The organism is Stenotrophomonas sp. SMYL41 (genome assembly GCF_036319965.1).
Classification (GTDB): domain Bacteria; phylum Pseudomonadota; class Gammaproteobacteria; order Xanthomonadales; family Xanthomonadaceae; genus Stenotrophomonas; species Stenotrophomonas maltophilia_R.
Map to the genome: position 1 here is coordinate 113,317 of NZ_JAWIRX010000017.1, position 6,271 is coordinate 119,587.

General features: G+C 66.4%; 6 protein-coding genes. 1 reads left to right on the forward strand and 5 read right to left on the reverse strand.

All coding sequences use genetic code 11. The features are described from left to right. Positions 1–113 precede the first annotated feature (113 nt). Genes V3B30_RS18085 through V3B30_RS18105 form a run of 5 tightly spaced genes read right to left on the reverse strand, consistent with a single transcriptional unit; the run spans position 114 to position 5,094 of the window. The gene (locus V3B30_RS18085) at positions 114–482 is read right to left on the reverse strand and encodes a PDZ domain-containing protein (RefSeq protein ID WP_262083621.1); all 369 of its coding nucleotides are present in this window, start codon (positions 480–482) and stop codon (positions 114–116) included. Between the two features lie 19 nt (positions 483–501). Next, positions 502–1,719, reverse strand: coding sequence for an FtsX-like permease family protein (locus tag V3B30_RS18090; protein ID WP_262083503.1), 1,218 nt, complete (start codon positions 1,717–1,719; stop codon positions 502–504). Between the two features lie 20 nt (positions 1,720–1,739). Beyond that, positions 1,740–3,038 (reverse strand): ABC transporter permease, encoded by a 1,299-nt coding sequence (locus V3B30_RS18095; RefSeq protein WP_262083502.1) that lies wholly within the window; start codon positions 3,036–3,038, stop codon positions 1,740–1,742. 10 nt (positions 3,039–3,048) lie between these two features. Further along, entirely contained in the window at positions 3,049–3,774 is a 726-nt protein-coding gene (locus V3B30_RS18100) for an ABC transporter ATP-binding protein (protein WP_014038558.1), read from the reverse strand. Between the two features lie 42 nt (positions 3,775–3,816). Further along, positions 3,817–5,094 carry an efflux RND transporter periplasmic adaptor subunit gene (locus tag V3B30_RS18105; RefSeq protein WP_100473980.1) on the reverse strand — a complete coding sequence of 426 codons (1,278 nt, stop codon included), beginning with the start codon at positions 5,092–5,094 and terminating at the stop codon, positions 3,817–3,819. A 203-nt stretch (positions 5,095–5,297) separates the two neighbouring features. Here V3B30_RS18105 and glmS point away from each other — a divergent pair. Further along, positions 5,298–6,271 (forward strand): glutamine--fructose-6-phosphate transaminase (isomerizing) (gene glmS, locus V3B30_RS18110; RefSeq protein ID WP_329809762.1); only part of this gene is annotated, 974 nt, incomplete at its 3' end.

Below are 6,271 nucleotides of genomic sequence, written 5' to 3' on the forward strand. Positions count from 1 at the left end.
TCTGCAGAAAGGGATGGGCGGCGCCGATGGAGCCGTGTTCGTGTCCATACGCCGGGAGAGCCCGGCGCCACCCATCAAGCATAGCCAAACCCGTAGCCGTAGGGGCAGCGGGCTCAGCTTCGGGGCGGAGGCGGTGGTGCCGGAGGCGGCGGGGTGACCAGGGCCAGGCGCCAGGCAGCCGCATTCACCGGAACAGTCAATTCACGTCTGCCGCGGCGCAGCAACAGATAGACGGTTCGGCCCGTGGAGTGGCGAAGGGCATCGACAAGATGCTCGACCCGGCGCACGGCGGTGTCGTCCATGCGCAGGATGCGATCGCCGCTGCGCACGCCGAAGCGGGCTTCGGGACTGGCAGCCTCCACATGCACCTGTCCCTCGGTCGAGCGCAACGCCAGTCGCGCATCATCCTGGCGCCATTCCAGTGCCTGCGAGCTGCCACCGCCGGCCTGTGCCGGCAGTGGCAGGAGCACCATCATCAGCAGCATCCAGCGGATGCGCATCTCACGCGCCCCGCGTGGCAACCGCAGGCGGTACCGCTGCTGCACGCCGGGCCGGTCCGAACACCGCGATCTGGCCGAGCACCCACAGCAGCAGCGCGCCCAGCGGCAGGTAGTGCAGCGGCATGCGCGGCAGCTCGTACATGTTCATCAGTGCCAGGTTGATCGCGTAGGCGGCCAGCATGCCCAGCACGATGCCCAGCGTGGCCAGCAGGAAGTTCTCGGTCTGGAAGTAGCGCAGGATCTGCCCACGCGTGGCACCCAGCGCACGGCGGATGCCGATCTGCTTGCTGCGCTGCTGCACCCAGAAGCTGGCCAGGCCGATGATGCCCAGTGCGGTAACCACCAGCAACGAGATGCTGACCGTGATCAGCAGGCCGACCATTGCGCGGTCGTTCTTGAAGAAGTCCTTGCGCTGGTCTTCATAGGTCAGCTTGTCGCGCATCAGACGGTTTGGATCATTGCGCTCCAGTGCGGCGGCGGCGGCATCGAGCACTTCCTTGCGGCGCGCCGGGTCGGTGCGCAGCACATAGGTGCCACCTTTATCGAACGTGCTCCGGGTGGGCAGCAGCATCGAGTTGGTCCAGTTGTCGTTCCAGCCATTGGGCGTGCTGAGCGTGTCGACGATGCCGACTACGTGCAGCGACTGCTTGCCCATGTAGTAGGTCTTGCCCAGTGCGCTGCCATCGGGTTCCATCTTGGCGGCGGTGGCCTGGGTGAGGAGAATCGGGATGGCCTTTTCCTTGCCGCCGCCCGTGCTGACGTCCTCGAAGTTCTGGTACTCGTCGGGCAGGAAATCGCGGCCTGCAATCAGGTTGATGCCCATCGTGGCCAGCCCGTTCTCGGACAGGTTGTACATCGAGGCGTTGGTGGTCGGCCGTTCCTGGTCGATCACGCGCGAGATGCTGCTGCTGGAGGAGCCGTTGCGGAAGGGGACCTGGTTGATGATGGTGACGTTGCTGACGCCGGGGATGGCGCGCAGCGATGCCAGGTCCTCGCGGGTGCGGGCCAGGGCGTCGGTCTGCTTGCCGATGCCACTGACGCGCAGCATCACCAGTTCGTTCTCGGCGATGCCACTGGGCATGCTGATCTTCTCCACGCGCTGGCTGACCAGGAACAGCGCGTTGCAGACGATGGCGCAGGTCAGTGCGACTTCCAGCACGATCAGGGCAGCGGCGGTCTTGTGCCGGCGCAGCGTGCTGAGGATGGGGCGGATGTCCATGGGAGTCCTCGTTCGGATGCTTACTGCGACTTGAGCTGGATGGCCGGAGTGACCTGCATCGCGCGCCAGGCGGGCAGGAAACCGGCGGCGAGGCTGGCGAACAGGGTCAGGCCCAATGCGAGCAGCAGCATGCTGCCGTCCAGGTGGGCGAGCTTGGCGTACTCCACCGGCTGCTGGCGCACCGCGAACAGGCCGAGCAGGGCCAGGCCGATGCCCAGCACGCCACCGACCACGCCGACCGCGCCGGCTTCGACCAGGCACTGCAGGAAGATCTGCCCGCGGCTGGCACCCAGTGCACGGCGCACACCGATTTCACCACTGCGACGCAGGAACTTGGCCAGCAGCAGGCCCACCGTATTGACCAGGCAGACGCCGAGAAAGCCCAGCGCCAGCCACAGCTGCAGGCGGACATCGCTGGGTACTGCGCCGTTGAAGTCCAGCCATTCCATCACGGTGCGCAGGCGAACGTTCGGCGGGTGCTTGAAGCGGCCGGCTTCACGTTGCTGCGTCGAATAGTTCTCCAGGTAGCGGCGATAGTCGGCGGCCTTGGCCGGGTCCAGTTCCACCCAGTACTGCAGCCACGCGCACGGTGCATTGAGCGAGTAGCTGTTGCCGTCGGGGTTCTCGCCGAAGCAGTTCATGTTGCCGTTATTGCCAAGCTTGAGATCGAAGGAGGTCGAGATCGGCAGCAGCAGGTCTTCGTCCTTGCCGTAGCTGCCTGTGGTCAGGTCGTAGAAGTGCGGCTCTGGGCTCCACTCCTTCATCACACCGACGATGCGGAAGCTCTGGCCTTCCATGCGCAGGTCGCGGCCCACGCTGTTGGCGCCCTGGAACAGCTTGTCGTTGAGTGCCTTGGAGATGACCACCACGCGGGCACGGGCTTCGTCATCCTCGTGGCTCCACGGGCGGCCGTACTGCATGGGCACCTCGAACATGGGGAAGAAGTCGGCCGACGTCCAGCGGGTATCAATGCTGAAGGGCTTGAGGGTGCTGCTGGCGGGCTCAATGGTCCCACCGCCACCGCTCATCAGCGCCTGGCGCTCACCCTTGGCTTCGCGCAGCAGTGCTTCACCATCGAAGCGGGTCAACTGGGTTTCCGGCTCTTCGCCGGCGACGTAGGCACCGGTCGCGGCGTCGAGCTGCACGTAGAACAGGCGGTCGCTCTTGCTGGGAATCGGGTCGCCGGACAGCACGTGGAACACGGTCAACGTGGTCATCGAGGCGCCGATGCCCAGCGCGATGGCGATCACCATCAGCGCGGTCAGTACCTTGTTGCGGCGGAAGCTGCGCACCGCCAATCGGGCGTAGTAGGCGAACATGGTCGGGCCCTCACTCGTTGACGGCGACGATGTGGCGCGGCGGGGTGGCCAGCACCGGCTCGCGCACCAGGTCGGTCACCTGGCCGTCGACGATGTGCACGTTGCGCTGCGCGCGCGCGGCCAGTTCCGGGTCATGGGTGACCATCACGATGGTGGTGCCGGCGGCATTGATCTCCTCCAGCAGTTCCATCACGCCGCGGGCCATCTGCGTATCCAGGTTGCCGGTCGGTTCGTCGGCCAGCAGCAGGCGCGGGCTGCCGGCCAGGGCACGCGCGATCGCGGCGCGCTGCTGCTGGCCACCGGACAGCTCATTCGGGTAGTGCTTCATGCGCGAGCCCAGGCCGACCTGGGTCAGCGCCTTCTCGATGCGCTCGCGGCGCTCGTTGGCGCTCATCTTGCGGTAGCGCAGCGGCACGTCGACGTTGTCGAACAGGTTCAGGTCGGGGATCAGGTTGAAGCCCTGGAAGATGAAGCCGATCTTCTGGTTGCGCAGTCGGCTGCGGGCATCGTCGCCCAGCGTGCTCACGTCCTGGCCGTCGAGCATGTAGGTGCCGCTGGTGAAGGTTTCCAGCAGGCCGGCGATGTTGAGGAAGGTGGTCTTGCCGGAGCCGGACGGACCGGTGACGGCGACGAACTCGCCTTCCTTGACCTGCAGTTCCAGCGAGCGCAGTGCGTGGGTTTCCACCTGTTCGGTGCGGAAGACCTTGGCGACCGAGCGCATTTCGAGCATGTACATGGGGTGTCCTCTCTCCAGGATTCAGGTATCAGGTATCAGGTATCAGTTGACGGAGACGCGTTCGGCGTCCTTGAACAGGTCGCTACCGGAGACCACGATGCGGTCGCCCGGCTGCACGCCCGACTTGATTTCCACTTCGCCCAGGCTGCTGACGCCCAGTTCCACCGGACGCCGTACCGCAGTGCGGCCATCCATTACGTAGGCGATGCCGTTGCCCTGTTCGACGAACGGGCCGCGCTCGACCTTCAGCACGTCCTTACGGGTATCGAGCAGCACGCGCACCGACATCCGCTGGCTCTGGCGCAGGCCTTCCGGCTGCGCGCTGGCGAAGCGCACGCGGGCGTTGACCTCGCCGTTGACCACTTCCGGCGACACCGCACTGATCTCGCCCGGGAACGGCTTGCCGTTGCCGCCGGTCAGCTGCGCCGGCATGCCGATCGCCAGGTCACGGGCGAAGCTCTCCGGTACCTTGATCTCGACCTCGAACTTGGACAGGTCGACCACGCCCAGCACTGGCGCATTGGCGGCCAGGTTGGTGGACTGGACGGCCTGCACCTGGCCGACCTGGCCGTCGAACGGCGCGCGCAGGGTCAGTGCGTCCACCTGGCGCTGCACCTCGGCCACCACCGCCTTCTGGCGGTCGGCCAGCAGGCGCTTGTTGCGGGCGTCCAGGTCAGCGCCCTGGCTCTGCAGGCGTGCATCGGTGGTGGCGTTGGCCAGGGTGATGTCGGCCTTCTTCAGCGAGTCCTTGGCCTTGGCCAGATCGATCTGCGGCACCGCGCCGCCGTCGTAGCCACGCTGGTAACGCTGCAGGTCGCGGTCGGCGGCCTGGCGCTCGATGGTGGCTTGGTCGGTTTCCTTGCGCGACTTGGCGCGGGCCAGGGTGGCGTCCAGCGCGGCGCGGCTGGCCTCGGCTTCCAGGCCGGCCAGGGTGGCCTGTTCCTGGGCCAGCTTGCTGCGCAGTTCCGGGCTGTCGATGACCGCCAGTTCCTGGCCCTTCTTGACCACGTCGCCGGCGACCACCTTCAGGTCCACGGTGCCGGCCGAGATGGCGTACAGGATCGGGCTGTTGGCGGCGATCACGCGGCCGTCGGCGGCGATGTCGCGGACCAGGTCCCCGCGCTTCACTTCGGCGATGCGCACGCGGCTGCTGTCGTAGGAGCGGCTGGCGTTGGACCAGGCGTACACGGCCCAGCCGATGCCGGCCAGCAGCGCGATGGCGCCCAGTGCCGGCCAGCGGTAACGCTGCCAGTTGGCGCGGGTGGTGCCGGACGGGGCGGAGGAAACGATCTGGTCCTGTGCGGAGGTGTCGCGGATCATCGGGTGCGTGCCTGACGGTGGTAGTGGGTACCAAGCACGTAGCGTGCCAACTTTATTTCCTTGTGGGTCAATGGGTTGGGAAGCACCCTGGAGTGTCCGGGTGTCCGCGGACACCTTTCCGGACACTTTCATTAAGCGGACAGGAGGGGGAAGCCGGATGCGCAGGCTAGAATGCGCCGATCGTCTTCAAGGAAACGCGTGACATGTGTGGAATCGTGGGTGCAATCGCCGATCGCGACGTGGTACCAGTGCTGATCGAAGGCCTGAAGCGCCTTGAGTACCGTGGTTACGATTCCTCGGGCATCGCGGTGATCGACCATGCCCAACGGCCGGATGTGCGCCGCGTGCGTCGTACCGGCCGTGTGTCGGAAATGGCCACTGCGGCCGAGGCCGAGGGCTTCAATGCAGTGCTGGGCATCGGCCACACCCGCTGGGCCACCCACGGTGGTGTCACCGAGGCCAACGCGCATCCGCACATCAGCCACGGCGTGGCGCTGGTGCACAACGGCATCATCGAAAATCACGAGGAGCGGCGCGAGAAGCTGCGTGCCCTGGGTTACACCTTCGAATCGCAGACCGATACCGAAGTCATCGCGCACCTCATCCATCACCACCTGAAGGACGGCGACGACCTGCTGGTGGCACTGCAGCGCACGGTGAAGGAGCTGACCGGTGCCTACGCGCTGGCCGTGGTCAGCCGCGCCGAGCCGGAGCGCTTTGTCTGCGCGCGCATGGGCTGCCCGTTGCTGGTGGGCCTGGGCGAGGGCGAGAACTTCGTCGCCTCCGACGTTTCGGCGGTGATTTCGGCCACCCGCAAGGTGATCTTCCTGGAAGAGGGCGACACCGCCGAGATCCGCCGCGACGGCGTGCGCATCTTCGACGAGCATGACCAGCCGATCGAGCGCGACGTGCACCTGTCCGATGTGTCGCTGGCATCGCTGGAACTGGGCCCGTACCGCCACTTCATGCAGAAGGAAATCCACGAGCAGCCGCGCGCGCTGGGCGACACCATCGAGGCGGCGATCGACGCCGGTGGTTTCCCGGCCGAGCTGTTCGGCAAGAATGCCGAGGCCGTGCTGTCAGGCATCGAAGGCGTGCAGATCATCGCCTGCGGCACCAGCTATTACGCCGGCCTGACCGCGCGTTACTGGATCGAAGCCATCGCCGGCCTGCCGTG